The organism is Mycobacterium sp. ITM-2016-00317 (assembly GCF_002968295.1).
Classification (GTDB): Bacteria; Actinomycetota; Actinomycetes; order Mycobacteriales; family Mycobacteriaceae; genus Mycobacterium.
The window spans coordinates 5486082-5510763 of sequence record NZ_CP134399.1 but is presented as its reverse complement, the minus strand read 5'-3'; the positions used below and the strand labels follow the sequence as shown (position 1 = coordinate 5510763).

At 68.0% G+C, this 24682-nt stretch carries 22 protein-coding genes and 4 pseudogenes; 14 read left to right on the top strand and 12 right to left on the bottom strand.

Annotation, left to right across the window (positions count from 1 at the left end):
- Window positions 1–2: 2 nt before the first annotated feature.
- The 4 genes from C6A87_RS26390 to C6A87_RS26375 all read right to left on the bottom strand — a co-directional run bounded on the left by C6A87_RS26390 (window position 3) and on the right by C6A87_RS26375 (window position 4951).
- Window positions 3–1418, bottom strand: coding sequence for a wax ester/triacylglycerol synthase domain-containing protein (locus C6A87_RS26390; RefSeq protein WP_311114939.1), 1416 nt, complete (start codon window positions 1416–1418; stop codon window positions 3–5).
- Window positions 1415–2413, bottom strand: coding sequence for a Rieske 2Fe-2S domain-containing protein (locus C6A87_RS26385; RefSeq protein ID WP_311114938.1), 999 nt, complete (start codon window positions 2411–2413; stop codon window positions 1415–1417). The genes C6A87_RS26390 and C6A87_RS26385 overlap by 4 nt, the downstream gene beginning before the upstream one ends.
- 377 nt (window positions 2414–2790) lie before the next feature.
- Window positions 2791–3870, bottom strand: coding sequence for an ATP-dependent DNA ligase (locus C6A87_RS26380; RefSeq protein ID WP_311114937.1), 1080 nt, complete (start codon window positions 3868–3870; stop codon window positions 2791–2793).
- Between the two features lie 31 nt (window positions 3871–3901).
- Window positions 3902–4951 carry a trypsin-like peptidase domain-containing protein gene (locus C6A87_RS26375; protein WP_311114936.1) on the bottom strand — a complete coding sequence of 350 codons (1050 nt, stop codon included), beginning with the start codon at window positions 4949–4951 and terminating at the stop codon, window positions 3902–3904.
- Between the two features lie 122 nt (window positions 4952–5073).
- On the opposite strand from C6A87_RS26375, the gene C6A87_RS26370 reads away from it, so the two are divergent.
- The 4 genes and pseudogenes from C6A87_RS26370 (at window position 5074) to C6A87_RS26355 (ending at window position 8718) form a co-directional block, all read left to right on the top strand.
- A complete protein-coding gene (locus tag C6A87_RS26370; protein WP_311114935.1) occupies window positions 5074–6675 on the top strand; it encodes a GMC family oxidoreductase N-terminal domain-containing protein in 1602 nt (533 codons plus the stop codon).
- Window positions 6676–6793: 118 nt separating this feature from the next.
- A pseudogene (locus tag C6A87_RS26365) lies at window positions 6794–7532 on the top strand (SDR family NAD(P)-dependent oxidoreductase).
- A 26-nt stretch (window positions 7533–7558) separates the two neighbouring features.
- On the top strand, window positions 7559–7861 hold the full coding sequence (locus C6A87_RS26360) for a hypothetical protein (protein WP_396836943.1): 303 nt from the start codon (window positions 7559–7561) through the stop codon (window positions 7859–7861).
- Window positions 7858–8718 carry an SDR family NAD(P)-dependent oxidoreductase gene (locus C6A87_RS26355; protein WP_311114933.1) on the top strand — a complete coding sequence of 287 codons (861 nt, stop codon included), beginning with the start codon at window positions 7858–7860 and terminating at the stop codon, window positions 8716–8718. Before C6A87_RS26360 ends, C6A87_RS26355 begins: the two co-directional genes overlap by 4 nt.
- 18 nt (window positions 8719–8736) lie before the next feature.
- Here the strand turns inward: C6A87_RS26355 and C6A87_RS26350 are convergent, their stop codons facing one another.
- Complete coding sequence (locus C6A87_RS26350) at window positions 8737–9408, bottom strand: nitroreductase family protein (protein WP_311114932.1); 672 nt, start codon at window positions 9406–9408, stop codon at window positions 8737–8739.
- Between the two features lie 94 nt (window positions 9409–9502).
- Here C6A87_RS26350 and C6A87_RS26345 point away from each other — a divergent pair.
- Both C6A87_RS26345 and C6A87_RS26340 read left to right on the top strand, forming a co-directional pair.
- Window positions 9503–10272 (top strand): annotated as a pseudogene (locus C6A87_RS26345) (SDR family NAD(P)-dependent oxidoreductase).
- 2 nt (window positions 10273–10274) lie between these two features.
- Entirely contained in the window at window positions 10275–10703 is a 429-nt protein-coding gene (locus tag C6A87_RS26340; RefSeq protein ID WP_311114931.1) for a VOC family protein, read from the top strand.
- 23 nt (window positions 10704–10726) lie between these two features.
- Here the strand turns inward: C6A87_RS26340 and C6A87_RS26335 are convergent, their stop codons facing one another.
- On the bottom strand, window positions 10727–11578 hold the full coding sequence (locus C6A87_RS26335) for a TIGR03619 family F420-dependent LLM class oxidoreductase (protein WP_311114930.1): 852 nt from the start codon (window positions 11576–11578) through the stop codon (window positions 10727–10729).
- A 42-nt stretch (window positions 11579–11620) separates the two neighbouring features.
- On the opposite strand from C6A87_RS26335, the gene C6A87_RS26330 reads away from it, so the two are divergent.
- The gene (locus C6A87_RS26330) at window positions 11621–12802 is read left to right on the top strand and encodes a cytochrome P450 (protein ID WP_311114929.1); all 1182 of its coding nucleotides are present in this window, start codon (window positions 11621–11623) and stop codon (window positions 12800–12802) included.
- On the opposite strand, the gene C6A87_RS26325 is transcribed toward C6A87_RS26330, so the two are convergent.
- Together C6A87_RS26325 and C6A87_RS26320 are read right to left on the bottom strand one after the other, a co-directional pair.
- On the bottom strand, window positions 12796–13692 hold the full coding sequence (locus C6A87_RS26325; RefSeq protein WP_311114928.1) for an MBL fold metallo-hydrolase: 897 nt from the start codon (window positions 13690–13692) through the stop codon (window positions 12796–12798). The genes C6A87_RS26330 and C6A87_RS26325 overlap by 7 nt on opposite strands.
- 72 nt (window positions 13693–13764) lie before the next feature.
- Window positions 13765–14484: an SDR family oxidoreductase gene (locus tag C6A87_RS26320; RefSeq protein ID WP_311114927.1), complete on the bottom strand. Its 720-nt coding sequence runs from the start codon at window positions 14482–14484 to the stop codon at window positions 13765–13767.
- A 158-nt stretch (window positions 14485–14642) separates the two neighbouring features.
- On the opposite strand from C6A87_RS26320, the gene C6A87_RS26315 reads away from it, so the two are divergent.
- From C6A87_RS26315 to C6A87_RS26295, 5 genes and pseudogenes are all read left to right on the top strand, one after another.
- Window positions 14643–15401: an SDR family oxidoreductase gene (locus C6A87_RS26315; protein WP_311114926.1), complete on the top strand. Its 759-nt coding sequence runs from the start codon at window positions 14643–14645 to the stop codon at window positions 15399–15401.
- Between the two features lie 32 nt (window positions 15402–15433).
- A pseudogene (locus C6A87_RS26310) lies at window positions 15434–15999 on the top strand (nitroreductase family protein).
- 32 nt (window positions 16000–16031) lie between these two features.
- Window positions 16032–18829: pseudogene (locus C6A87_RS26305) on the top strand (AAA family ATPase).
- Between the two features lie 103 nt (window positions 18830–18932).
- A complete protein-coding gene (locus C6A87_RS26300) occupies window positions 18933–19550 on the top strand; it encodes a sigma-70 family RNA polymerase sigma factor (protein ID WP_311114925.1) in 618 nt (205 codons plus the stop codon).
- 10 nt (window positions 19551–19560) lie between these two features.
- The gene (locus tag C6A87_RS26295) at window positions 19561–19989 is read left to right on the top strand and encodes a cupin domain-containing protein (RefSeq protein WP_311114924.1); all 429 of its coding nucleotides are present in this window, start codon (window positions 19561–19563) and stop codon (window positions 19987–19989) included.
- On the opposite strand, the gene C6A87_RS26290 is transcribed toward C6A87_RS26295, so the two are convergent.
- Window positions 19964–20746, bottom strand: a complete 783-nt coding sequence (locus C6A87_RS26290) for an SDR family NAD(P)-dependent oxidoreductase (protein ID WP_311114923.1) — start codon at window positions 20744–20746, stop codon at window positions 19964–19966. The genes C6A87_RS26295 and C6A87_RS26290 overlap by 26 nt on opposite strands.
- Window positions 20747–20750: 4 nt before the next feature.
- On the bottom strand, window positions 20751–21305 hold the full coding sequence (locus C6A87_RS26285; protein ID WP_311118087.1) for a nuclear transport factor 2 family protein: 555 nt from the start codon (window positions 21303–21305) through the stop codon (window positions 20751–20753).
- Window positions 21306–21457: 152 nt separating this feature from the next.
- Between C6A87_RS26285 and C6A87_RS26280 the strand changes: the two genes are divergently transcribed.
- Both C6A87_RS26280 and C6A87_RS26275 read left to right on the top strand, forming a co-directional pair.
- Window positions 21458–22315 carry a mycofactocin-coupled SDR family oxidoreductase gene (locus C6A87_RS26280; protein ID WP_311114922.1) on the top strand — a complete coding sequence of 286 codons (858 nt, stop codon included), beginning with the start codon at window positions 21458–21460 and terminating at the stop codon, window positions 22313–22315.
- Window positions 22312–23127 (top strand): TIM barrel protein, encoded by an 816-nt coding sequence (locus C6A87_RS26275; protein WP_311114921.1) that lies wholly within the window; start codon window positions 22312–22314, stop codon window positions 23125–23127. Before C6A87_RS26280 ends, C6A87_RS26275 begins: the two co-directional genes overlap by 4 nt.
- Window positions 23128–23131: 4 nt before the next feature.
- On the opposite strand, the gene C6A87_RS26270 is transcribed toward C6A87_RS26275, so the two are convergent.
- The gene (locus tag C6A87_RS26270) at window positions 23132–23488 is read right to left on the bottom strand and encodes a hypothetical protein (protein WP_311114920.1); all 357 of its coding nucleotides are present in this window, start codon (window positions 23486–23488) and stop codon (window positions 23132–23134) included.
- Complete coding sequence (locus tag C6A87_RS26265; RefSeq protein ID WP_311114919.1) at window positions 23485–24657, bottom strand: aromatic ring-hydroxylating dioxygenase subunit alpha; 1173 nt, start codon at window positions 24655–24657, stop codon at window positions 23485–23487. Before C6A87_RS26265 ends, C6A87_RS26270 begins: the two co-directional genes overlap by 4 nt.
- Between the last annotated feature and the right edge of the window lie 25 nt (window positions 24658–24682).

Below are 24682 nucleotides of genomic sequence, written 5' to 3'. Positions count from 1 at the left end.
CCCTAACGCGCCGAGCCCAGTAGGGCCGCGAACTCGGCGGCGATCCCGTCGGTGATGACGGCGGCGTCGGCAACGTGGCGGGTGTCCGCCGTCACCGAAAGGCACAGGTTGCTGTCCCACGACATCGCGATGACACTGGGCCCCATGCCGTGATAGAGCGGGCCGGCCGGGTGGAAACGTAACGCGGGTAGGTCGAGAAACACCGGATCTTCGACGGCGATCCCGCTGGCATTCGAGACGATCACGTTGCACGGCCACGAAATACGCTCGGCCAGGCCGAAACGCTCGATAGTTCGAAACATCAGATTAACCGCCCGGCCCGGGGCGTACTCGTTCCACTGCCGGAACAGGTTGACACCGCGCTGTTCCTGCACCGCTTTCACGGCGCGGGCATGTTCGGCGACCGCGAGCAGGCGCCGCACCGGGTCGTCGACGGTGGTGTGGAGATTGACTCGCAGCACGGTGGTGGTCCCGACACCGTCGGTGACATAGTCGGAGGTGTCAGCAGCGCGCATCGCATACGGTACGGCCGCGACCAACGGCTCGGCGGGACGCGCCCCCCGTCGGCGCAGAACTTCGTTCAATGCCGCGCCCACACAGCTGAGCAGAACGTGATTGATGGTGACCGAGTACTTTTCGGCCACCGTCTGCAGATCGACCATCGGCAGAACGGCCACCGCCGCGGTCGAGGAGCCCGACAGCGAGCAATTCAGGGCTGTCCTGGGCGCCTTGACGTCCAGGTGGCGGGCCGCCCACTTGCTGCGCGCGATCCGCGCTGAGGTCGCCACCAACCGTGGCAGCCGACGCAGTCGGTTTCCCTTACGCGCGAGAGCATCTCGCACGACCGCCGATGGCCGGGCCGGAAACGTCGAGGATGCCGGGATCAGCTTGGGCGGCCGGGCGCTCAGATCCCCTGGTGTCATCAGGCAGCCGACGACCTCCATCGTCGAGTCGCCGTCGACGAGAAGGTGGTGGACGACCGAAATCAGGTAGGACCGCTCGGTGTCCTCGTCATCGAGGACGTACATGTGCCACAACGGCTCCCGCCGATTCAGATGCATGGCACGCACTTGCGCCAGCGCCTTGGCTGCGCCGACCGCGCCTCCGGGAGCGGGCATCGGAAGGGCCGTCACGTGTGCGGACACGTCGATCTCGGGTCGGGCGACAAGCATCGGCCGGTCCGGGTTGAACCAGGGGTCGTAGAGCACTTTGCGGTACGCCGGCATCAGATGCATCCGGTTGTTCAGCGCGGACACCACGTACTCACGGAGATCACCGATAACGGAACTGCGGTCGACGAGGATGAGCGACATCCCATTGCCGACCTGCAGGCTGGTCTCCTGGTACAACTGCCAGGCATCCATGCCGCTGACACGCTCAGCGCGACTGTCCGGCGGGGTGGCGGCAGTGCTCGTCACGATGCGCTGTAGAACTGTCGCACCCAGTGCCGGTACTTGCCGATCGGACCGTCCCCCGGTGTGAGCTTGGGATGCTCGAGGTACACCTTGTCGTCCCAGATCAGTTGGTCGCGCTGCACCTCCGACGACACAACCTGCAGCACGATCCAGCCCAGGAGCCGTTCGATCGGTGCCAGCAGCGCGCGCAACACCTTGCTTCGTGCCCGTTTCTTGGCGCTGATTCCGATGTAGATGTCGACGTGACGTTCGGCGACCGGTGTCGGCAGCACCATCTGACGGACCTTCAGGCCGCCCTGAATGGCGATCTCCACGAGTGAGAAGCCCAGACCGATGAGCACGGAATTGAAGTGGAAGCTGACGCCACCGATCACCGGAACGGGTTTGGTGCCACCGTACTCGGTGTAGATTCGCGGACCTTCGATCTGCATGGGCTTGGGTACGACGAAGTTGCGGAACTTGTGGATTGTCGCGAAATGCGCGTGGTCGAGCCCGTTTTCGTTGACTTCCTGCGGGTGGGTCTTGAAGTGCAGTTTCTTCGTGGCGATGGGATGCCAGTCGGGATCGGATTCGGGTAGGTCGAGTTCGAACGCCGGCTCCTGTCCGGGCGGGCCGTGGTAGACCATGATCATGCCCAGGTGATTACGGACGGGCAGCGTCTTGAGTGCCGCACCGCGCGGCGGTTCCCCGGTGGGAGTCGAGACACACTGCCCCGAGGCTGCGTACTTGAACTCGTGGAACGGGCAGACGACCGCCTCGCCGTCGACCCAACCGCGTTTCCCGATGTGCGCGCCGAGGTGGGGGCAGTAGGGTTCGGCGGCAGACAGGGTGCCCGAGGTCGTCCGGAAGACGATGATCTCGCCGTCGAGGAAGCGTCTCGTCAGGACAGTGCCGGGGGCGACTTCACGGGCGAAAGCCACTGCATACCAGCTGTACGGGTAGGGCGGGAACGCGTCCCCGGCTCGGCCCAGACTGGTCGACTCCGTTGCTGCGGTCATCAACGCCCTTTCGCCATCGAGTGCAGCGGTATGGCAGAGGAAGGAGGGCGAGCCGATAGTCCACTTCGGGCATCACGGCTACGGGCGAGCGCCATTTCCGTAGCATCTGGTATCCCGGCTAATTCCCCTGCGTTTGCCGCGTTAGACACCCGCGTCAATTTCTAGAACATGTTCTAGAAGAGAATAGACCACGTAAGCCCAAGGAATGCAAGGCGCACAGAATATTTGGAATCGTATTCGCTGATCACGAGAAATCGGGCACTTCTCTCGCCGCCGCTCATACGGCTGTTGCAGCTAACTCCCCCGATGCCGAGTCCGATCACCGCCATGGATTCGAGCGGCGCCGCGGTAGGGAATGCGGAGTACCGTCGTGCCCGCTAGCTTCCGCCTTGCTGGATGAGGCCGGGAACGATGTCGTCGAGGCTGAACGTCACCGGCTGCTCCAGCTGGTCGAACGTGCATGTCCGCGGATCGCGGTCAGGCCGCCAGCGGTTGAATTGCGCTGTGTGCCGGAACCTTTGACCTTCCATGTGGTCGTAGCGCACCTCTACGACCCGTTCGGGCCGCAGCGGCACGAACGACAGGTCCTTGCCCGCGTTCCAGCGGGAGCCGCCGCCGTGGCGGCGCACCACGTCCGGGTCGACGTGCGCGGCCCAGTTCCACGGATGCCGGTCGAACGTGGTCACCAGCGGCTGCAGTTCGGTGAACAACTCGCGCCGCCGCGCCATCGGGAACGCACCGATCACCCCGACCGACGCCAGCGAACCGGCGTCGTCGTACAGGCCCAGCAGCAGCGAGCCGACCGCGTCGGGGCCGGACTTGTGCAGCCGGTACCCGGCGACCACGCAGTCCGCGGTGCGCTGGTGCTTGACCTTGAACATGGCGCGCTTGTCCGGCAGGTACAGGCCGTCGAGCGGCTTGGCGATCACGCCGTCGAGCCCCGCTCCCTCGAACTCGTCGAACCACCGTGTCGCGGTCTCGACGTCCCGGGTGGCCGGCGTGACGTGGAACGTCGGGCCCGCATCGGCGAGCGCGGCGACGAGCGCGGCCCGCCGCTCGACGAACGGACGCGTCATGAAGTCGGTGTCGCCGAGGGCCAGCAGGTCGAACGCGACGAATGCCGCGGGCGTCTTCTCGGCCAGCATCTTCACCCGCGATGCCGCGGGGTGCAGCCGCAGCTGAAGTGCCTCGAAGTCCAGCCCGCCGGCGCGGGCGATCACGATCTCACCGTCGACCACACATTTGTCCGGCAGCTCCGTCAGCGCCGCGTCGACGAGTTCGGGGAAGTACCGGGTCATCGGCCGCTCGTTGCGACTGCCGAGCTCCACCTCGTCGCCGTCGCGGAACACGATGGAGCGGAACCCGTCCCACTTGGGCTCGTAGGAGGCGCCGGCCGGAATCGACGGCACCGATTTCGACAGCATCGGCGACACCGGAGGCATGACGGGCAGATTCATCGACACCATTGTCGCCACCGCGCCGACGGGCTCAGCCGCGCGACCCCACGGTCACCTGCAGCGTGACCCGCTGTCCGCCGCGCACGACAACCAGGGGCTGCCGGGACCCGGGCGCGGTCCGGCGCAGCGCGCCGAGGAGGTCTTCCACGGACTTCACCGAGTCGTCGCCGAGTTCGACGATGACGTCTCCGGGGCGCACTCCCGCGGCGGCCGCAGGGCTGCCCGGCTCCACGCCGCGGACCAGGGCCCCGCTGTCCACAGGCACCCGCAGCTCCTGCCGGATCGCCGGGGTGAGACGGCTGGTGGAGACGCCGAGGAACGTGTGCGTAGCCCGGCCGTCGGCGAGCAACTGCCCGGTGACATCCAGCACGGTCGACGTCGGGATGGCGAACCCCAGAGACACCGCGCCTGCGGTGGGCGGGATGTAGGCCTCGTTGATGCCGACCACCCGGCCGTCTGCGTCGAGCAGCGCGCCGCCGGAGTTGCCCGGCGAGATCGACGCATCGGTCTGGATGAGGTCCACCAGCGACGAACCTTCCAGCGCCGAGTCGGGGATGTTGCGGTTGAGCCCGGAGATGATGCCCGCGGTGGCGGTGTTCTCGAACCCGAGCGGGCTGCCGATGGCGATCGCGATCTCGCCGGGGCGGGGCAGTTCGCTGCGGTACTCAGGCACCGGGAGTTCGCCGCGTTCGGACCGCACCACCGCGAGGTCGGTCACGTCGTCGGTGGCCAGCACCTGGCCGCGGGCGGTGACGCCGTCGGCGAAGCCGATGGTCACCTCGCGGGCGTTGCCCACCACGTGCGCGTTGGTGACGATGACGTCGGGGCGCAGCACCACGCCGCTGCCCACGCCGCCCTCGATCTGGATGGTGACGACGCTGGGGCTGACCCGCTCGACCACGTCCGCGAAGCCCGACGTCGACGGGGCGGCTGCGGGCGGCGCACTCGTCGGGGCGGGGCTCGCGGCGGTCGGGGTGGGCGGCGGTGGCGGGGAACTCTGGGTGTCCTGCTGCGCGGTCGTCCCACACGCCGCCAGCACCAGTGCTGCGACCCCTACCGCGGCGATCCGTGCCCGCTCCACCCCGGCGGACTACCCACGTCCGCGCGGGTCCAACCGCGGCCCGGACGATTTGCCGACGAACCCCACGGAGCCCACGTACTATACGTCCGTACAGCGGGTGGGCGGAGAGGCGGACGTTGGTTGTGACGCGCTATGACTACATCATCGCCGGGGCCGGCTCGGCAGGGTGTGTGCTGGCCAACCGGCTGTCCGCGGACCCGAAGGTCAGCGTGCTGCTGCTCGAGGCGGGCGGCGGGGACCGGAACCTGTGGCTGCACATCCCCAAGGGCTCGGGGAAGCTGTTCGACAGTGAACGGCACATGTGGCACTACGAGACCACGCCGTTCGGTCCGGACACCCACGTCGAACAGTGGATGCGCGGCAAGGTGATCGGTGGGTCGAGCTCGATCAACGGGATGATCTACAACCGCGGCCACCGTGCCGACTACGACGGCCTCGAACGACTCGGCAACAAAGGCTGGGGCTGGGACGACATGCTGCCCATCTTCAAAGGTTTCGAGGACAACGAGCTCGGCGCGTCGGCGACCCGTGGCGTCGGGGGTCCGCTGCACATCTCGGTGCCGCGTGACCCCGACCCGTTGTGCGAGGAGATGATCGACGCGGCCGCGGGCACCGGGCTCTGGCGGGTGCCCGACATCAACGAGTCCGACGGGGAACGCGTCGGCTACGCCACCTCCACGATCCGGCGCGGACGCCGGGTCAGCGCCGCCACCGCGTTTCTCAGACCCGCGCTGCGCCGGCCGAACCTGACTCTGCGCACCGGTGTCGTGGTGGAACGTGTGCTGTTCGAGGGCGGGCGGGCGGTCGGCGTCGAGGTGACCGCCGGGTCGGGGTCTGAACAACTGCGCGCCGACCGGGAGGTCATCCTGTCGTTGGGCAGCCTGAATTCGCCCAAGGTGCTGCAGCTTTCCGGCCTCGGTCCGCGCGATGTGCTGACGGACGCCGGCGTCGCGGTCTACCTGGAACGGGACAACGTGGGACGCCGGATGCGTGAGCACCGGTGTGCCACAGTCCGATACCGGCTCAACGAGGACCTCGGCTACAACAAGCGGCTGGCGACAAGCTTCGGGCAGGCGCTCACCGGCATGAAGTACCTGGCCACCCGCAAGGGTCCGCTGGCCGCGCCGTCGTTCGACATCGTCGGCTTCGTCAAAGCGCAACCCGACGCCGAACGGCCCGACGCGCAGATCATGATGGGCCCGTGGACGCTGCCGCCGTACAACACCGGCGAGCCGGTGGTCATCGAACGTGAACCGGGGTTGTCCTGTCTGGGCATGGTGTTGCGACCCACGTCCCAGGGCTATGTCGAGATCACAGCCGCCGATCCTGCTGCGGCACTCCGGATCAACCCCAACTACCTGGACACCGCCCACGACCGCGAGGCGACTGCGAATCTGCTGCGGCGGATGCGCATGATCTTCGAACAGTCACCGATCGCCGAGCGGATCAGTCACGAGACCTACCCCGGAACCGACGTGCGCAGCGACGAGGATCTGGTGGACGCCGCGCTGGCAGGCGGCTACTGCGGCTACCACGCCGTCGGTACGTGCGCGATGGGACCCGACGACGAGGACGTCGTCGACAGTCAGCTGCGCGTCCGCGGCGTCGACGGGCTGCGGGTGGTGGACTGCTCGGTGATGCCGACGATGGTCGCCGGAAACCTCAACGGGCCGGTCATGGCAATGGCTTGGCGGGCAGCCGGTTTCATCCTCGACGGCCACTGACCCAACTCCCGCCGAAATTGCATTCCACGCGGCGGATTCCCGGGATTGGCCGCGTGGAATGCAATTTCGGCGACGGGGCATGTGCTATACATTCGTACAGCGGCGATGAGGAGAAACGGTGAGTCGAGTAGCGGTGGTGACCGGCGGGGCGTCGGGCCTGGGCGAGGCGATCAGCGCCGGTCTGGCCGCCGACGGCCATCGAGTGGCCATCCTCGATGTCAACGCCGACGCGGCCGGCCGGCTCGCCGCCGGATTGCGCGACACCGGGGCGCAGGCCGTCGCGGTGCCGGTCGATGTTGCGGAAGAATCGGCGGTGGAGTCCGCATTCGCTGCTGTCCGAGACGAATTCGGCGCGGTAGAGGTCCTCGTGACCAGCGCCGCGATCGGGGGATTCACCCGATTCGACAAGATCACCCTCGACGAGTGGAACCGCTATCTGGCGGTCAACCTGACCGGCACGTTCCTGTGCATCCGGGCTGCACTGTCGGACATGGTCGCTGCGGGTTGGGGCAGGGTCGTGACGATCTCATCGGCCGCGGGTCAGCAGGGCGCACCGCGGCAGGGGCACTACTCGGCGGCCAAGGGTGGTGTGATCGCGATGACCAAGACCGTGGCGCGCGACTACGCCCGGCACGGGATCACCGCGAACTCCGTGCCGCCCTTCGCGATCGAGACACCGATGCTGCGTCAGCAGCAAGCCGAGGGCAAGCTGCCCCCGGACGAGTACTTGACGCAGGCGATCCCGGCGGGCCGGCGGTCCCGAGGACGTCGCGGCGGTGTGCTCGTTCCTGTGCTCGGATGTCGCCGGCTATGTGACGGGGCAGGTCATCGGAGTCAACGGTGGAGCGGTCCTGTGAATACTGAACGTGCACAGGCACCGGGAGTGCGCACAGATCGTGTTCTGGACGAAAACGGCGATCTCTGCGCAGGCTCGGCGAAGTCCGTGCCGCGCTACCACTTCGACCGGCACGGCCCCGACCACCGGGACAGGTTCCTCGACATCACCCAGGAGATGCACGGCGCGTGCCCGCCGGCGTGGACCGACACCTACGACGGGCACTGGGTGGCCGCGGGCAGCGACGCCGTGTTCGAGTTGGCGCGCTGTCCGTACGTGTCCAACGACCAGGGCCCGGCACGGCCGATCACCGCACTCAAGGCCGCTGCGCGCATCGGGGAGACCGCATGACCCCCCGACGCCCGGTCGCCGTGGTCACCGGAGCCAGTCGCGGCGCGGGCGCAGGCATCGCACACGCGCTGGGTGCGCACGGCTGCACCGTCTACGTGACCGGACGCACCGTCGACCCCGGCGGCACGCGGGCCGGCACCATCGGAGAGACGGCCGACCGGGTCACCGCCGCAGGCGGAGAGGGCATCCCGGTCTGTGTCGACCACGGTGACGACGAGCAGGTCGCCGCATTCTTCGACCGGGTGGCGCGAGATCACGGCCGCGTCGACATCCTGGTCAACAACGCGGCGATCATCCGTGACGAGATGATGGGCCGCACCAAGTTCTGGGAAGAACCGCTCAGCGTCGTCGACACCCTCGACGTCGGTCTGCGCAGCAGCTACGCCGCCACCGTTCTGGCCGCGCCGCTGATGGTGCCCAACCGTGCGGGCCTGGTGGTGTTCACCTCGTCCTCCGGTGCCGTGCACTATGCGTTCGGGCCGGCCTACGGTGTGCCGAAGGCCGGCGTGGACAAGATGGCCGCCGACATGGCCTACGATTTCCGCGACGTCGGCATCGCGGCGGTGTCGATCTGGATGGGCTCGCTGCTCACCGACCGGGTCCGCGCCATCGTCGCGAGCAATCCCGACAAGTTCGGCCACATCCTCGACAGCGCCGAGACACCGGAGCTGACCGGCCACGTGATCTGGGAGCTGTACCGAGACCCCGACGTCATGGCGGTGAGCGGCCAGACGCTGATCGGAGCGGAGCTGGCGGCCAAGTACGGGATCAAGGACGAGGGCGACCGCCAACCACCTTCGTATCGGGAACTTTTCGATGTGCATCCGGTGCAGCAGCAGGCCCACGTGATGCGGTGAGGCGGTGCGCGGCGACGCTCACTTGCCGCGGGGTCTGGCTCCCCGGCCGTAGGTGATGTCGGCGCGCTCGGGATCCCAGCGATTGCGGAACACCACGTCCGACAACGGTCGTCGCCGCACCGGACCGTGCTGTCCGCGCGGCCATCCGACCACCACGTGCCCGGCCAGGAACCATTCGTCGGGGATGCCCACCGCGTCGCGCAGCGCCTGCTCGCCGCCGTAGGACGCCCAGCTGGTGATGCACGCGCCGAGGCCCTGGGCGCGCGCGGCGAGGTAGAAGTTCTGCAGCGCGGGATAGATCGAGCCGCCCTGCAGGAACTCCGAGGAGAACTCGTTCTTGTACGCGGCGAACAGGACCGAGGTGAACTCGCCTGCGCGGTCGTGCAGTTCATAGGTGGCGCGGTTGTTGCGTGCGGCACGGCTGCCGTCGTCAGCGTCGGGACGAGTCATGCCGTAGATGGATTCGATTGACTGCAATGCGATCTGGGCCGCCTGGGCGACCGCCGCGCGCTGCTCGGCCCCGTCCAGCACGATGAACCGCCACAGCTGGGCGTTGGCGCCGTTGGGTGCCCAGGTCGCCGCCTGCAGGCAGCGGTCCAGCGTCTCGGCGTCGACGGGCTCGTCGGTGAACCGCCGGATCGATCGTGCGGTGGACAGCACTTCCCAGACGTCGTTCGTCGGATGCGGCATGACCATTGGTGTACTCGACGCAAGCCGGAGTGTCCAGTACCACAATGCTGTACAGTCGTACTGCAAAGTGGTCCCGGCCGACAGGAGTCATGCTGTGAGCGATAGGTTTTCGATGGAAGGCAGGGTCGCGGTCATCACCGGCGGTGGCACCGGCATCGGACGGGCCTCGGCACTGGTGCTGGCCCAGCACGGCGCCGACATCGTGCTCGCCGGCCGCGTGAGGAGCCGTTGAAGGCGACTGCCGCCGACATCGAGGCACTCGGTAGGCGCGCGATCGCGGTCCCCACAGACGTCACCGATGCCGGTCAGTGCCAGGCGCTCGTCGACGCCACGCTCGCCGAGTTCGGCCGGCTGGACGTGCTGCTCAACAACGCCGGCGGCGGCCAGACCAAGTCCCTGATGAAGTGGACCGACGACGAATGGCACCAGGTGTTGGACCTGAACCTGTCCAGCGCCTGGTATCTGTCGCGCGCGGCGGCCAAGCCGATGATCGCGCAGGGCAGGGGCGCGATCGTGAACATCTCGTCCGGTGCGAGCCTGCTGGCCATGCCGCAGGCGCCGGTGTACGCCGCGGCCAAGGCCGGGTTGAATAACCTCACCGGATCCATGGCCGCGGCCTGGACCAGGAAAGGCGTGCGGGTCAACTGCATCGCCTGCGGTGCCATCCGCACGCCCGGTCTGGAGGCCGACGCGCAACGCCAGGGCTTCGACATCGACATGATCGGCCAGACCAACGGGTCGGGCCGCATCGCCGATCCTGACGAAATCGGCTACGGAGTGCTGTTCTTCGCCTCCGACGCGTCGAGCTACTGCTCGGGGCAGACGCTCTACATGCACGGCGGCCCCGGTCCGGCGGGGGTGTGAGCATGGATCTCAGCCACATCGGTGTCCGGGTACGCGACCTCGACACGTCGCAGAAGTTCTACGAGGCACTGGGATTCGCCGAGGTGAAGCGCTTGACCGTGCCCGACCAGGTGGCCGAGGGGCTGCTGGGGTTGGCGCCGCCGATCGGTTTCGAGGCGGTGTATCTGCGCAACGGCGGAGTCGTGTTACAGCTGCTGACGTTCGCCGGGCATCCCGCCCCCGATGAGCCTGAGCGCGGAATGGTCGGCGCGGGGCTGACCCATCTGTCGATCGCGGTGGCTGACCTCGCCGCAACGCAGGCTGCGGTGACGGCCGCCGGGGGATCCGTCGTCGCAGACCCGGGTGGCGGGTTCGCCTGCATGGTCCGGGATCCCGACGGTCAGCTGATCGAGCTGGTGAACGAACGGGTGCGTCCGGTACCTGCCTCCTGAGAGCCCGCCGCGATGGTCACCGGTCAACGGAGCTCGGTGGCCATCGCCGCGTACCGGTCGAGGAAGGGCAGCGTGGTCGTCGGGTCCCCGCTGTCGCGGCGACCGCCACCGATCACGACGCGGGTGAAACCGAGGTCGCGGTAGCGGGCGAGGCGGTTCGCCGACGGATCACCCCACGCCATGACGGTCAGGTCCAGTTCGGCGGGATCCCGTCCCGCCTCTTCGGCGCGCCGCCGGAAATCCTGCACCGCCGAGGGGAGATCGCGGTACGCGGCGTCGCCGGGGAGCCACCCGTCGGCCCATGACAGACATTCGCCGATCGCCCTGGGTCCCGTGGCTGCGGCGAGCAGTGGCGGGCCCGGCTGCTGCTGCGGCTTGGGATGGCACCACACCGGATCGAAGTCGTAGAACTCCCCGTGATGGCACGCCTCGTCCCTGGTCCACAACACTCGCAGCGCGGCCACCATGTCGGCCAGCGCCCGGTAGCGGTCCGCCCACGCGATCCGGTTCGAGACGGCGAGCTCGGCACGTACGCCGACACCGACGCCGAGCGCCACACGGCCGTTGCTGAACCGGTCCAAGGTCGCGACTTGCTTAGCGAACGTGAACAATTCATGCTCCAACGGGAGTGCGACCGCGGTACCGAGCCGCAGCGTGGACGTGGCCTGCGCTGCGATGAGCAGGGACAACAGCGGGTCCCAGATCCGCTGCTGGGCATGCAGCAGCGGCGTCGGCATGGTGCCTGCGGCCGCGACCGGAATCTGGGGGTGCTCACCGACCCACAGCGACTCGAATCCCCGCTCCTCGAGCTCGTGGGCCAAGGTCCCGGGGTCGAGGTCGTCCGGGGTGTTCATGCTGACGAATCCGATGTGCATCGACTCTCCCTCGCAGCGCAACTGTGCTGTACGATCGTACAGGTGAGTGGCCTGTATTACGACCCCTACCACGTCGAGATCGATGTCGACCCGTATCCGGTGTACGCGCGGCTCCGCGACGAAGCGCCGCTGTACTACAACGAGAAGTTCGACTTCTGGGCGCTGAGCCGGTTCGGCGACGTGGAAGCCGCGCTGCGCGACGTCGATAACCTCAGTAACGCCAAGGGGGACATCCTGGAGGTGGTGAAGGCTGAACCGGTGATGCCGGAAGGGGTGTTCATCAACGAGGACCCGCCGGTGCACACGGTGCACCGACTGCTCGTATCGCGCGCCTTCACCCCGCGGAAGATGAAGGAGATCGAGGAGCAGATCAGGACGTTCTGCGCGGCATGCCTGGATCCGCTGACAGGCGGTGACCGCTTCGACTTCACACTCGACCTGGGGTCGGAGATGCCGATGCGGGTGATCGGCATGCTGGTCGGGATGCCGGACTCGCTCCAGCGCAGCGTTCGCAAGGTCGCCGGCGAGCGGTTGCGCAACAAGCCGGGCGAGCCGTTGCCGGTGAAGAAAGACAAGTACTTCAACGGCAACATGTTTCGTGACTACGTCGCGTGGCGTAAAGAGAATCCGTCCGACGATCTGGTCACCGAGCTACTCAACGTCGAGTTCGACGACGTCGACGGTCAGAAGCGGAAGCTGCGTGAGGAGGAACTGCTGGTGTTCCTCGGTGTCATCGCCAACGCCGGGACCGAGACCGTGGGCCTCTTCGGCTGGCTCGGCAAGGTGCTCGCCGACCATCCGGACCAGCGCCGTGAGCTCGCGGCGGACCCGTCCCTGATTCCCGGCGCCATCGAGGAAGTGCTGCGCTTCGAACCGCCGGTCCACAGTATCGCCAGATACGTGGCCAAAGACGTGGAATACCACGGCCAGGCCGTGCCGGCCGGTAGTGCTTTGCTGTTGATGGCGGGTGCGGCAAACCGGGACGAGCGCAGGTTCGACGACCCCGACGTCTTCGACATCCGGCGCAACCCCAACCATCTGACGTTCGGTCGGGGCGCGCACTTCTGTCTCGGGACGTCCCTGGCCCGCATCGAGGCCCAGGTGGCCCTCGAAGAGATCCTGAAGCGCTGGCCGGACTGGACGATCGATGAGGACAACGCGGTTCGCGCCCCCACCGCGACGGTGCGCGGCTGGGATTCGATGCCCGCGCTGATGGGTCAGTAGTCCCAGGCCGCGGGCACGCAACGGAACGCCGTGCCTGCGGTGGCCACGTGGCAGACCGACGGGAACGGCAGGTGCGTGGCCACCATCGACTCCCCGGTCGCCGCGAGCTCACGCAACAGTGCGACGCGGACGCGGGCGGCTTCCTCGGGGTCGTGCTCGAAGCCGTTGTGCCACTGCGGGTTGTCGAATCCGGGCGCGAACACGGCGTCGCCGGCGAACGTCAGCGCGTCCCCGCCGGAGGCCAACCGGACCACGCTGTGACCGGGGGTGTGGCCACCGGTGCGGCTGATCAGCACGCCCGGCGCCACCTCGTACTCCGTCTCGAACGGCCGCAGCCGGCCGTGATACTCGTCCAGGAAACGGGACGCGACCGACCGGAGAACCTCCGGTACCGGCTGCGGCATGGCCGTGCGGGAGAAGTCCGGCGCGGTCCAGAACTCCGCCTCCCGGGCGGCCAGGTGAACCCGCAGATCCGGGCGCAACTGCGCCTGCAGCCCGTCGGTGAGCAACCCGCCGACATGGTCCATGTGCAAATGGGTGAGCACCACGTCGGTCACGGATCCGAGGTCGACCCCCGCGGCCGCCAAGCGCGAGGCGGTCTGACCGGCGCGCGGGAAGCCGGGGAATTCCACCCCCAGTCCCGCGTCGACGAGGATCGTCCGGCCGCCACTGCGCACCACGACCACATTCAGGGGCCAGTCCAGGACGTCCGGTGGCAGGAACATGTCGTGCAGCCAACCCGCCAGTTCCGCCGATTCGGCGTTGGTGGCCAGTGTCGTGGCGGTGATCGGCAGCACTCCGTCGCTGATCACGAGTACCTCGATGTCGCCGATCTGCACCGCGTAGCGGGACGGGACCAACTCGTCGAGACGGACTTCGGTCATGCTCATGGTTTCTCCTTCGGGTCGGGAATGCGTGCGACCGCCAGAACGGCCGTCGTCGTCAAGAGTCATCCCGTCGGCTCAGATTGCTGCGCCGCCGCCGTCGACGTGCAGGGTCGCTCCGGTGATGAAGCTCGCCCGCGGTGAGGCCAGGAACAGCACGGCGTGTGCGATCTCGACCGGCTCGGCCACCCGGCCCAGCGGCAGGGCACGGCCCAGTTCGTCGTTGGTGTCGCCCCATTCCGCCTGCACGCCTTCGGTCCCCGTGGGACCGGGGGCGACCGCGTTGACACGGACACCGTGGCTTCCGAATTCGGCGGCCCACGTGCGGGTCAGCGACTCCACGGCCGCCTTCGACGCGCTGTAGACCGAGGCCGCCGGTACGCCTTTGACCGCCACCATCGAGGTGATGTTGACGATGCTGCCCCGTCGCCGGGCGAGCATGCCCGTGACCAGCCCGGCAGTCAGAAAGTATGTGCCGCGCACGTTGGTGTCGAAGGTGCGGGCGAACGACGAGGCGTCCTGGTCGACTGTCATCGCGCCGGGGAAACTGGCCGCGTTGTTGACGAGCACGTCGACGTCACCAGCCCGGCGGACGAGCATCTCCACCGATGCCGGATCGGCCAGGTCGGCGCGGACGAAACGCAGCCTGCCGTGGGTCGCGGCGGCGGCCTCGCCGTGCCCGGTGTGCCGTCCGGCGATGAGTACGTCGGCGCCGGCCTCGGCCAGCAGCCGGGCACTGGCCAGACCGATGCCCGCGGTTCCGCCGGTGACGAGCGCCCGAAATCCCTCTAGCTCCATGAGTGGTCCTCTCCTGTGTCATCGGCTGGAACCAGCGACTGTCCGGGCAGTCATCCGGCAGTGACGACCGCCACCGGGATGAATCGGCCGCGGCGCGCAGGTTCTGGCGCACGAGGCAGCGATCGCGGCCTCGGCCCAGTCAGCAGAAAGGAACCACCATGAGGATCGTTGTCATCGGCGGCACAGGCCGGATCGGATCGAAGGTGGTGGACGGTCTCACCGAGCACGGCCACGACGCGGTGGCCGCAGCACCGTCGACCGGTGTGAACGCAGTCACCGGGGAGGGGCTGGCGGACGTGCTCGCCGGCGCACAGGTGGTGGTCGATGTGACCAACTCGCCGAGCTTCGAAGAGGCCGCCGCCCGGGAGTTCTTCACCGCGTCGACGGCCAATCTGCTCGCCGCCGAGGCCGATGCCGGTGTGGCCCACCACGTGGCGCTGTCGGTGGTCGGCACCGAACGACTCGCCCGGGAGAGCGGTTACTTCAAGGCGAAACTGGCGCAGGAGCGCCTGATCGGCGCCGGGCCGACCCCGTACACGATCGTGCGGGCCACCCAGTTCTTCGAATTCCTCACCACCATCGCCGATTCCGCGACCAAAGATGGCACCGTGCGGCTTTCGGACGCGGCGTTCCAGCCGATGGCCTCGGCCGATGTCGCCGAAGCGGTCGCCATCGCCGCGGTCAACGACCCGGTCGACGGCATCACCGAAGTGGGCGGGCCCGAGAAGTTCCGGCTGCCCGAACTGATCCGGACCGCGCTCACCGCGCGGGGGGACACCCGCGAGGTGGTCGCCGATCCCGACGCCGGGTACTGGGGCGTGGACATCGACGAGGACACCCTGGTTCCCGGGGACGGCGCCACGTTATTCGACACCCGCTTCAGCGACTGGGTGCTGGAGACCGCAGCCAGGGGCTGAGCAGGTCACCGACGACTGATGGAGGGCGCACGGTGGATATCTATGAGGCGGTCCGCAGTAGGCGCGCGGTACGCGGGTTCAGTGACCGGCCTGTGCCCACCGAGACGTTGTTGCGGGTGCTGGCCACAGCGGCGTGGGCGCCGTCGGGTTCCAACCTGCAGCCCTGGCGCAGCTACGTGGTGACCGGTGAACCGCTGGAGCGGCTGAAGAAACGGGCCGTCGAGCGCGCCACCTCCGGAGAATCGTGGACGAACGCGAGTTCGAGATGTATCCGGCTGATCTCGCTGCGCCCTACCGTGACCGCCGCCGGGATTTCGCCGAGCAGCGTTACGGTGCACTCGGCATCACCCGCGACGACTGGGAAGCCAGGCACCGCGCGGCAATCGGCAACTGGAGATGCTTCGGCGCGCCTGCCGCACTGTTCTGCTATGTCGACCGCGGGCTCGGATTGCCGCAGTGGGCCGACGTCGGGGTGTACTTGCAGACGGTGATCCTGTTCTGCGGCTTGTCCATCGGCTACGAAGACCCGGGCATCAGCCACCCGCGCACGCGCCGAGCGCCGTTGTCGGAGACGGTCACCTTCGTCACCGACCGCTAGACCGCGGGACATCGCCTGGCTACGGTGAGGCGATGTCGAGCCAGGCGCGGGGACGACGGCCGTTGTGCGGACGCACGGCGGAAACCGAGACGCTGCGCGAGTTGATCTCGACGGTGCGGGCGGGCCGGTCGCAGGTGCTGGTGCTGCGCGGCGAACCGGGCGCAGGAAAAACCGCGCTGCTCGACGATCTCCTCGGCCAGGCGGATGGATTGCGCTGCGTCCAGGTGTCCGGGGTCGAATCCGACATGGAGCTGCCCTATGCCGGGCTGCACCAGCTGTGCGCCCCGCTGCTGGGGCACCTCGACGACCTGCCGCCTCCGCAGCGGGACGCGGTCGCGGTCGCGTTCGGGCAGGGATCCGGACCGGCCCCCGAACGGTTCCTCGTCGGGCTGGGGGCATTGACCCTGCTCGCCGCCGCCGCGCAAACGCAGCCTCTGCTCTGTGTCGTCGACGACGCCCAGTGGCTGGACCAGGTCTCGCTGCAGACGCTCGGCTTCATCGCCCGCCGATTGGTGGCCGAACCGGTGGCACTGGTGTTCGCCGCCCGCTCCGGCGGCGCCGAGGTACTGGCCGGGCTGCCGGAGCTGCCGGTCCGCGGTCTCTCCGACGCCGACGCGCGGACCCTTTTGGATCAGGCGATGATCGGCGGCATCGACCCCCATGTGCGGGACCGGGTGGTGGCCGAAACCCGTGGCAACCCACTGGCGTTGCTGGAGGTGCCGCGCAGCTATTCCCCGGCGGAACTGGCGGGCGGATTCTGGACTGTCGGCACACTGACCTCGCCCAGCAGGATCGAGGAGAGCTACGCCCTGCGCCTGCGGGAACTGCCGCACGACACCCGCAGGCTGCTGCTGCTCGCGGCTGCCGAACCGGTCGGCGACTCGGCGCTGTTCCTGCGCGCGGCCGCGCTGCTGGGAGTCGCGGTGGACGCGCTGGCACCCGCCGAGTCGGCCGGGGTCATCGAGTTCGGCCCGCGGATGCGTTTTCACCACCCGCTGGTGCGTGCGGCCGCCTACCGCACCGCCGACGCGGCCGATCGTCGCGCGATCCACGGGGCACTCGCCGCAGCCACCGACGCCGCCTCCGATCCCGACCGGCGGGCCTGGCACGCCGCCAATTCGGTGGCGGGAACGGATGATTCGGTGGCGGCGGAGTTGGAGGCGTCGGCGGACCGCGCGCAGAGCCGCGGTGGCATCGCCGCGGCCGCCGCATTCCTGGCGCGCGCCGCGGTGCTCACCGCCGATCCCGAGCTGCGCGGGAACCGCGCGCTGGCCGCGGCACAGGCGAAACGGGACTCCGCGGCGGCCGCGGAGGCATACGAACTGCTGGCCATCGCCGAGCTGGCACCGCTGTCCGAGCTCCAACGCGCGCGGGCGGCGCGGTTGCGCGCCCAGATCGCGTTCGTCAGCAGCCGGACGGGCGAGGCGGGCGCACCGTCGGTGGGGGAGACCGCACCCGCGTTGCTCGAGGCCGCCAAGCAGTTGGAGGACGTCGACGACTCCGCCTCCCGGGAGTGCTATCTGGAAGCGTTCGCGGCGCTGATGTACGCCGGTCGGCTGGGACAGCCCGGGGCACTTCTCAACGCCGCCGAGGCGGCCCGCGAGGCGATGGCCCGCACCGCCGACCTGCCACGGGCCGTCGACCTGTTCTTCCGCGGGATGGCCGAGCGGATCACCGGGGGCATCGACGGCGGCGTGCAGCACCTGCGCACCGCACTGGACGCGATGTCCGCACTGGCGGTGACCGATCCCGGCCAGCTGCAACGGTGGCTCGTCCCGGCGTTCCCGATCCTGCAGGAATCCGCGGCCCACGAACTGTGGGACGAGAACCTCGTCGACACCCTGTCGGCCGCCGTCGTCCGGCAGGCACGCGACAGCGGCGCGCTGGCCGGCCTTCCCCAGGCACTGGTGTACCGGGCCGGCGTGCATGTGCTGTTCGGCGAACTGAGCGCCGCCGCCACCCTGATCGCCGAGGCGCACTCAATCACCGCGGCCACGACCCACGCCGGACCCGTCCGCTACTACTTCCTGGTGATCGCCGCGTGGCGCGGTGATCCCGCGGACGCCACACGGCTGATCGAGGCCGCCGCGGCCGACGGCGCCGCCCGCGGCGAAGGGCGACTCGTCGGGCTCACCGGGTATGCGGCTGCGGTGCTGTACAACGGGCTGGGCCGCTACCGGGAAGCCTTCACCGCCGCTCAGGACGCCTGCGCCTACGAAGATCTGGGCTTCTACACCTGGGCGTTGCACGAACTCGTCGAGGCCGCCGTCCACATCGGTGAACAGGACGCCGCCCAGCAGGCCATCGGCCACATCGAGGAACGCGCCGGAGCCAGCGGAACCCCGTGGGGGCTCGGCGCGATGGCCCACGCGAGGGCGCTGCTGGCCGACGATGCCGACGCGGACCGGCTGTTCACCGAGGCGCTGGACCAACTGAGCCGGTCACGCGTGGTGGTGCATCGGGCGCGGACCCATCTCGGCTACGGCGAATGGCTGCGGCGGGTCAACCGGCGCGCCGACGCCCGCCGGACCTCAAACAGGCCCACGACATCTTCGTCGGGATGGGGGCGCACGGCTACGCCGAGCGGGCCCGCCGGGAACTCATCGCCGTCGGTGAGAAGGTCCGCAAGCACCCGCTGAGCACTCATGACGCGCTGACCGCCCAGGAGGCCCAGATCGCCGGGCTGGCCGCCGACGGGCTGACTAACGCCGAGATCGGCGCCCAGCTGTTCATCAGCGTCCACACCGTCGAATGGCACCTACGGAAGGTGTTCGTCAAGCTCGGGATCACCTCCCGCAGGCAGCTGCGCACCGTCACGTGGTCCCACTAGGGGCCAGGACTACGGACTACCAAGGGTCCCCTCGGAGCGGACGGCCGCCAGTCTGAATTCGACGGCCCGTCCGGGGCCGGAGAACTCAACCGGAGGTAGTCCCATGAAGGTCATCGACATCGACACCGACGAACCCGAGTCGAGCGACGAACTGAAGGCCCGGTTCGCCGCGGAGGTCCTGCCGCTGGTCGACGTGCTGCTCCGGGGCGCCCGCCGACTCACCCACCACGACGCCGACGCCGAGGACCTGCTGCAGGAGACGCTGATCCGCGCCTACACCGGCTTCGGTAACTTCCGGGCGGGCACCAACCTGCAGGCGTGGCTGTTCCGGATCCAGTACAACCAGTGGATCAACGCGTACCGGTGGAAGGAACGCCGCCCGGCCGAGGTGCTCTCCGACGGAATCACCGACCGCGAGCTGGCCGGTGTCGGTGCGCACTCCTCGACGGGGCTGCGCTCCGCCGAGGCCGAGCTGCTGGAGTCCCTGCCCGACGACGACGTCCGCGACGCGCTGGTACACCTCTCGGAAGGCTTCCGGACCGTGCTGTACTACGCGGACGTCGAGGGCTACACCTACGCGGAGACCGCGGCGTTGATGAGCATCCCGATCGGCACGGTGATGTCTCGGGTGTCGAGGGCACGGACCCAGCTGCGTCGCGCCCTGGTCGACAGCGACTGCGCACGCGGCAGTTTCGTAACCGCAGTCCAGCGCGCGGCCTGAGGAGGCACCGATGTCCGCAGCGTATGGCGAGGAGTGGAAGACGGCGGTCACCGTCGTGCAGTGCGTAAGTCCGCCCGCGATTTCGACGGACGTCGAAGCGATGACGGTGGTGGTCGAGTACCCGCCCGGCAGTCGCGGCACCCCGCCGCACCGCCACCCGGGCGGGCCGGCGTTCGGCTACGTCCTGGAGGGCGAGATGCTGTTCGAGCTCGAGGGTGAACCACCGAGGGTCATCCGGGCAGGTGAGGCGTTCTGGGAGCCCGGTGGCGACGTCATTCACTACTCGGATGCCAACAACCGCAACGACATCCGCAGCCGCTTTGTGGTCACCATGTTCTGCGTGCCGGGACAACCGATGCTGGTTCTGGTCGACGACGACGAACTCGTCGCTCGCGCCGGGCTGCGCGCGCCGACTAGCGGCAGGCCACCGGCACGTTGAGCCTGTTGTCGGGACCGTCCACCGACGCGAAGTCCATGGCCCAGGCGGTCTTTCCGTGCTGCGCCACCCAGCACGTCCCTGTGGCGTCCGCCGGGGCGTCGAGCGCGACCAGCACCGCGTCGGCGATCGTCTCCGGTTCCATCACCGGCACCCCGATGCGTTCGACGAGCGGACGCCGGTCGCCGAGCACACCGGTCTCGGTGATTCCCGGGCAGATCGTGTGCACGGCAATGCCTTCGGCAGCGAGACTCGGGGCGATAGAACGCATGAGCCCGACGACCGCGTGCTTGCCGAGCGAGTAGACCGGATCGGGATGCCAGGGCATCAGGCCGGCCAGGGAGGCTGTCGCCAGAATGGCCCGGTCTTCAGCGGCCTGCGACCGCATCGCGCGCACGGCGGTCCGCACCCCGAACACCACCCCGTCGAGGTTGACGCCGACCGACCTCCGGTACTGGGCCAGGTCCAGTGAACCGATGTCACCGGACCAGTCGATGGTGACACCGGCGTTGAGGAACGCCAGGTCCGGCACACCGAGCTCGGCGACACAGGCGTCGAAGGCCGCGTCGACCTGGTCGGCATCACTGACGTCGCAACGTAATCCGAGGCCATCAAGTGGACCGGCCACCGCGGTGGCGGCCGCGCCGTCGAGGTCGAGCACGCATACCCGCATACCCGCGGCGGCCAACCGCACCGCCGTCGCGCGGCCGATGCCGGACGCCCCGCCGGTGATCAGCGCGACCCGGCCCGCGAGTCTCACGCGGTCACCACCGGTCGACGGGATCGTCCAGCTTCAGCGGGCGAAGATAGGAGGCGTCGGTCTTGTCCCACTTGCCCTTGATGAAGCCCTTGACCGCGCCCTTGCCCAGGATCGAGGAGTCGCCGCTGATCATCCACTCGATGGTGCACCGACGCAGGGCGATCTTCCACACACCGTCGCGACGTTCCAGGCGGTCGAGGTAGCGGCCACCCATCAGTGACACGATCTTGCCGCCCTTGACCCGCATCGCGCCCATCACGTAGCTCTCGGCATGGGCGACGTCGCCGTCGATCTCGCAGGTGTGGGTGGTGACGTTGTGCAAATGATCCTCGAACACCGCGGTGTGCGCCTGGTTAGCCCAATCCCCGTACTCAGGTCCCGTTTTGACGGTGGGTCCGTGCTCGTCGACGCCGTCGTCGAAGTAGACGCTGCCCATCAACTCGGAGTCGTGGCGGTCGTGCCCACGGGCCTGCTTCATCACGCAGTCGAGGATGGCGGTGCGGTCCTCGAGGTACTGCACGCGGTTGCGCAACTGGTCGAGTTCATCGGAGTTCGTCATGGTGTCCTTCCACGGGTCGTGCATGCGTCGAGTTGTACAACTGTATAGCACGCGCGCCGCAATATTCTGGCCCGATCCGGAGTTGTCGCCGCACTGATCCTATACAGTCGTATAGTGCAACTTCTCGTCGAATGCAGAGCAGGACAGGCGGTATGAGTCGACTCGAGGGCAAGGTCGCCTTGATAACCGGCGCCGCCCGCGGCCAAGGGCGAAGTCACGCTCTGCACATGGCCGCCGAGGGCGCCGATGTCATCGCCATCGACATCTGCGACGATATCGCGTCGTCACCCAACCCGTTGGCCACAGAAGCCGATCTCGACGAGACCCGGCGCCTGGTCGAGGAGGCCGGTCGACGCATCGTCACTGCGACCGTCGATGTGCGCGACCGAGTCAGGCTCGCCGACGCAGTCGACGATGCCGTGGCAGCACTCGGTGGGCTCGACGTCATCGTGGCCAACGCCGGCATCTCCGCGTTCGGTCCGGCCGTCCCCGTACAGGGTTTCGTCGATGCGTTCGACGTCGACTTCGTCGGCGTCGTCAACACTGTCAGCGTCGCTCTGCCGCATCTGCCGGAGGGTTCCTCGATCATCGCCATCGGTTCGATCGCGGCGTTGGCATCGCAGGTCAACAGGAGCGATGGACTCGGCCTGCAGGGTCCCGGCGCGGCCGGGTACGGCCTGGCCAAGAGCATGCTGTGCGGCTACACGAAGTCACTCGCACTGGTCTTGGCGGATCAGCGGATCCGGGTGAACGCGGTCCACCCGACCAACGTGGACACCGACATGCTGCACATCGACGCGATCTACCGGACCTTCCGGCCCGACCTTGCCGAGCCGACGCGAGCCGACGCCGAGATCGGATTCACGTTCATGCACGCCATTCCGGTTCCCTACGTCGATTCGGCCGACATCTCGCACGCGGTGGTCTATCTGGCATCCGATGAATCGCGTTACGTCACCGGGCAGCAACTGTTCATCGATGCCGGCGCCGCGTTGAAGGCCGGCCTGTGACCGACGACAGGCTTGCCATCGAGTACCTGAGCGTGTTCGGTTTGCCGCCGGTCGAATTCGTGCGTCTGGCTGCCGAGCTCGGCGTCGGGCAGATCTCCACAGGTCTGACCGCGATGCCGCTGGAGTCGCTCGATTACCCTCCCTTCTCGCTGCGCGACGATGCAGGTCTGCGGCGCGACCTGCGTGTGGCGATGAATGAGTGCGGCGTGCAGATCTCACTGGGGGAGGGCTTTCTCGTCGTGCCGGGCGCCGATTGCCGCGCGTACGCTGCCGACCTGGACTTGATGCGTGAGCTCGGCGCACCCCGGATCAACACCCTCGGTCTGGACCCGGACCGCGACCGAACCTTCGACCAGTTCGCCATACTCACCGAGTTGGCCGCCGAACGTGGCATGCAGACGACACTGGAGATGATGCCCGGATCCGTGGTGGGCGACCTGGATACCGCACTCGCCGCGGTACGGCATGTGGGGCGCCACGACTTCCGGTTGCTCATCGACACCATGCATCTTGGGTATTCCGGCGCGGGTGCCGACGACATCCGGGCCCTGGATCCGGCGGTCATCGGTTACGTACAGCTGAGCGACATGCCGGTCATCAGCGGTATGGAGGACTACCTGATGGCCGCGACGTTCGAGCGGATGATTCCCGGTACCGGGACTCTGCCGCTTGCAGACATCCTCGACGCGTTGCCCCGGGATGTGCACGTCGGGCTCGAAGTACCCATGCGGACGTCAGCTGAGGCCGGCGTGGGACCCCTCGACCGGTTAGGTCCCTGCGTGGCGGCTGCCCGCGTCCTCGTTCCTACCTAGCGCCCTAGCTGCGTTCCAGCCGCCCGCTCGACGGTGCCGAGGTGATGGTCATGTGGCGTGCGCCCTCGGCGTGCTTGGGCTCGGCGTCACCTTGTACCTCGACCGCCAGCGCGATGTGCGCGAAGCTGAGAAACAGCTGCATCAGCCGCGTTTCGTCGTCGTGGTACTCGTCGAACGGCTTCTTGTCCAGGTGCGTCAGTCCATCTTGAAGGCGGTCCTTGGCGGCGTTGAAGAACGCGACGCGCTCGGACTCCGCACTGTTGAGCCTGCGCTTGAGCCGATCATCAGCGGAGTCGACCGCCCAGCGCTCGACGAACGGTTCCAGGGTCTCGAATCCGGGTGGTAACTGTTCGGTGGTCATCGTCCCGCCTCCGCCCGGTAGTCCGATACTGCCTCATCGACCTGGAGATAGAGGTGCCGCAGCAGCACCTCCTGAGCCTGGAAATGTATGTGGCTCAGTGCGCCACTGCTGATTCCGCGCTGCCCGGCCTCGATCACCTCGCGGTCCTCGGAATGGATGTCGAGGGTGGTGCATGCGGCGTACTCGCGGGCGAACCGCTCACTGGCGTTCGCGTCCTCGCCCACCCAGTAGAGGCGCACGACGCCGCGTGATTTCGTCGCCGACACGGGGTAGACGACGTGGGAGAAATGTTGGATGGCCATGCCGAAGATGAAGAAGTTCGGGAACAGCACCAGGTAGTCCATGTTGAATTCCAGTTGCCTGGCCATGGCTCCCTCCAGCTGCTTCATCAGCGCGATACCCTGCACCTCGGCCGGCGTGAATTCCGGATTGGTCCAGACGGTTTGGTATCGATGCGGCCCGGAGAACCCGATGTCTGTGGGATACCCGAACGGATTGTCGGGCCCGGTGGGTCCATTGCCTCCGCTGCGGGGGTGGATGAACCGCAGGTGGTAGTTCTCCTGGAAGTTGTCGAAGGTGAGTTTCCAGTTCGCGTCGATCTCGTACACGTACTCGGTGAACGTCGTTGCCTGCGCGACCGGCAGCAGTTCCAGCTTGGCCGCCATCGGCCCGAGGAACTCGCGCAGGCTCTGCCTCGGCTCGGGATCGAGGTTGATGAAGATCAGCCCGGCGCAGACGTCGACGGAGATCTTGGGCAGACCGCACGCAGCCTTGTCGATGTAGAAGTTCCCGAAGTCCGGGGCGGACCGCAGGCGGCCGTCCGGGGTGAAGTTCCATCCGTGGTACTGGCAGCTGAAGGACGACCGTCGCCCACCTCGATCGAGTACCAGTTGGGTGGCGCGGTGGGTGCACACGTTGTGGAAGGCGCGGATCTCACCGTCCTTGCCGCGGGTGATCAGCACCGTCGTGTTGGCCACTTCGAGGTCGCGGACGATGTAGCTGTTGGGTTCGGCGAGTTCGCAGACGTGGCCGATCTCCAGCCACGTCCGCTTGAAGATCGCCTCACGTTCGGCGCCGAAGTATTCGGGCAGGTAGTACGGACCCGTCGGAATCGGATCCGTGCCCAGATCATGGGTATCGGGGCGGGGCAGCACAGTCTCTGCTGTCATGGCATCTCCTAGGGGTCGTGGGTTG

Coding starts and splice junctions, on each gene's coding strand:
- C6A87_RS26385 (WP_311114938.1), bottom strand. CDS start 2,413: ATGACCGCAGCAACGGAGTCGACCAGTCTGGGCCGAGCCGGGGACGCG.
- C6A87_RS26380 (WP_311114937.1), bottom strand. CDS start 3,870: ATGAATCTGCCCGTCATGCCTCCGGTGTCGCCGATGCTGTCGAAATCG.
- C6A87_RS26355 (WP_311114933.1), top strand. CDS start 7,858: ATGACCCCCCGACGCCCGGTCGCCGTGGTCACCGGAGCCAGTCGCGGC.
- C6A87_RS26350 (WP_311114932.1), bottom strand. CDS start 9,408: ATGCCGCATCCGACGAACGACGTCTGGGAAGTGCTGTCCACCGCACGA.
- C6A87_RS26340 (WP_311114931.1), top strand. CDS start 10,275: ATGGATCTCAGCCACATCGGTGTCCGGGTACGCGACCTCGACACGTCG.
- C6A87_RS26335 (WP_311114930.1), bottom strand. CDS start 11,578: ATGCACATCGGATTCGTCAGCATGAACACCCCGGACGACCTCGACCCC.
- C6A87_RS26325 (WP_311114928.1), bottom strand. CDS start 13,692: ATGAGCATGACCGAAGTCCGTCTCGACGAGTTGGTCCCGTCCCGCTAC.
- C6A87_RS26320 (WP_311114927.1), bottom strand. CDS start 14,484: ATGGAGCTAGAGGGATTTCGGGCGCTCGTCACCGGCGGAACCGCGGGC.
- C6A87_RS26315 (WP_311114926.1), top strand. CDS start 14,643: ATGAGGATCGTTGTCATCGGCGGCACAGGCCGGATCGGATCGAAGGTG.
- C6A87_RS26300 (WP_311114925.1), top strand. CDS start 18,933: ATGAAGGTCATCGACATCGACACCGACGAACCCGAGTCGAGCGACGAA.
- C6A87_RS26295 (WP_311114924.1), top strand. CDS start 19,561: ATGTCCGCAGCGTATGGCGAGGAGTGGAAGACGGCGGTCACCGTCGTG.
- C6A87_RS26285 (WP_311118087.1), bottom strand. CDS start 21,305: ATGACGAACTCCGATGAACTCGACCAGTTGCGCAACCGCGTGCAGTAC.
- C6A87_RS26280 (WP_311114922.1), top strand. CDS start 21,458: ATGAGTCGACTCGAGGGCAAGGTCGCCTTGATAACCGGCGCCGCCCGC.
- C6A87_RS26270 (WP_311114920.1), bottom strand. CDS start 23,488: ATGACCACCGAACAGTTACCACCCGGATTCGAGACCCTGGAACCGTTC.
- C6A87_RS26265 (WP_311114919.1), bottom strand. CDS start 24,657: ATGACAGCAGAGACTGTGCTGCCCCGCCCCGATACCCATGATCTGGGC.